The following is a 1,925-nucleotide window of genomic DNA, read 5'->3' as shown; positions in this document are numbered from 1 at the left end:
CCAAAGACGGATGACTTGGAAGGAATGAAAGGTTTCCCCCAGACGGAAAGTATTTTCTTGCACTAGGGGGGAATCACTGCGTCGCAGATAAATTACCACTTGACGCATTTGTTTTTGGGGATGACGACGATAGACGCGAATGCGATAATCGAGCATTCGGAAGGGAATTTTGGAGTCGGGGTCGGTTTGAAACTCGGTATGAAGAATTAATTCCTCTGACTGCAAAAAAATCAGAGAATCGGCACGAATGGGGTCTAATTGTAATTCCGTCGGGTCGAGGACGGTTAAGGGGAGGGGAGAACCCAATAACCAAGTGGCTAGATCATCGGAGAAGTTTTCGGCAATAAATTTACAAATATTATCAAACATCGTCAGGGATTACTTTCCGTTTCTCCTAGGATACCCTCGGTCGCCGGTGTTGACATCCTGTATTGGCCGTAACTGTTGCCGAAGAGAATCGTAGCGCGGAATAAATTATAGGCAAAATTCAATTCTAACCATAGACTTATCCCATAGATATTGGCAAATTTGTCACATCTTCCCAGAAATTTCTTGACAATTGCGAGAGGAAAGGGTATATTAGGGGCAGATATTCTGAAGTTTTATGTCCCTATCTAAAGTTATCAATCATGGGGGGCGGGAGAAGCGTAGCTTATCAAAGGCTCTGCGGAAATCCTTTTCCCTAGTCACGGCCACTGCGATCGGATGTATTAGTATTGCCACCAGTGCCACCGCAGCCGATTTTAAATTCGCTTTCGGTAGCTCTGGTACGGGGAACGGTCAGTTCAATAACCCCTTCGGTATCGCCGTCGGTAGCGGTGGTAATATCTATGTAGCCGATGCTGCCAACAACCGCATACAGGTGTTCGACTCCAATGGAGGCTTCCTGTCCACTTTCGGTAGCTCCGGTGCGGGGGACGGTCAGTTCGATTCACCCAGTGGTATCGCTGTCGGTAGCGATGGTAATATCTATGTGGCCGATACGTTCAACGATCGGGTACAGATATTCAACTCCAGTGGAGTCTTCCAGTCCACTGTCGGGGTCGGTGATTTGGGTTTCCCCTACGGCATCGCCGTCGGTAGCGGTGGTAATATCTATGTAGCCGATACGTTAAACGATCGCGTACAGGTGTTCGACTCCAGTGGAAATGTCCTGTCCACTTTCGGGGTCGGTGATTTGAGTTTACCCCAAGGTATCGCCGTCGGTAGCAGTGGTAAGATCTATGTAGCCGATACTGCCAACGATCTCGTACAGGTGTTCGACTCTAGTGGTACCTTGCTGTCCACTTTCGGTAGCCCCGGTACGGGGAACGGTGAGTTCAGTTCACCCGTTGGTGTCGCTGTCGATGGCGTTGGTAATATCTATGTGGCCGATACGAACAACAACCGCGTACAGGTGTTTAACTCCGGTGGTGTCTTCCAGTACGCTTTCGGTAGCTCCGGTACGGGGAACGGTCAGTTCAATACACCCTACGGTATCGCTGTCGGTGGCGGTGGTAACATCTATGTGGCCGATACGTTCAACAATCGCATACAGGTATTCAAAACGCCCGAACCTTCTGGTATTATCGGATTAGGCATACTAGGGGGCGGTTTAGTGGTGCGTCGCCTCGCTAAACGTGGTTAATCGGTGTGGAGTGGGGAGATGAGTTAAAATTTTCCTAATTCCCCACCCTTTGCAGTTAAAAGCTTTAATTGTGCTGCTGTCTTTGTAATTCCTCGATCGCATCGGGGGATAAATCAGTAAACTGGGCGATTTCTGGGATAGGAAAGCCAGCAGATAGCATTTTTAGGGCAATTTGTCGAGCTTTTTCTTCTTTACCCTCCTCTTTGCCTTCCTCTCTGCCTTCCTCTCTGCCTTCCTCTCTGCCTTCCTCTAAAATATCTTGATAGATGACGGATTCTCTCATAATGTCACTCCGAAG

Annotated in this window: 2 protein-coding genes and 1 pseudogene; 1 reads left to right on the top strand and 2 read right to left on the bottom strand. The window is 48.5% G+C overall.

Annotated elements, in window-relative coordinates; translation table 11 throughout:
- On the bottom strand, nucleotides 1–369 hold a 369-nt coding region (locus ACE1AQ_RS16865; RefSeq protein ID WP_374808846.1), incomplete at its 3' end, for an Rpn family recombination-promoting nuclease/putative transposase.
- Between the two features lie 235 nt (nucleotides 370–604).
- Here ACE1AQ_RS16865 and ACE1AQ_RS16860 point away from each other — a divergent pair.
- Entirely contained in the window at nucleotides 605–1,627 is a 1,023-nt protein-coding gene (locus tag ACE1AQ_RS16860) for a 6-bladed beta-propeller (protein ID WP_110546117.1), read from the top strand.
- Between the two features lie 64 nt (nucleotides 1,628–1,691).
- Here the strand turns inward: ACE1AQ_RS16860 and ACE1AQ_RS16855 are convergent.
- Nucleotides 1,692–1,925 (bottom strand): annotated as a pseudogene (locus tag ACE1AQ_RS16855) (flagellar assembly protein H); the annotation flags it as partial.

Origin of the sequence: Microcystis sp. BLCC-F209 (genome assembly GCF_041928595.1) — a bacterium.
GTDB lineage: Bacteria > Cyanobacteriota > Cyanobacteriia > Cyanobacteriales > Microcystaceae > Microcystis.
This window is presented reverse-complemented; position numbering and strand designations above follow the sequence as displayed.

Bases quoted from the DNA above. Each gene is read 5' to 3' on its own strand.
- ACE1AQ_RS16860 (WP_110546117.1), top strand. From the start codon at position 605: ATGTCCCTATCTAAAGTTATCAATCATGGGGGGCGGGAGAAGCGTAGC.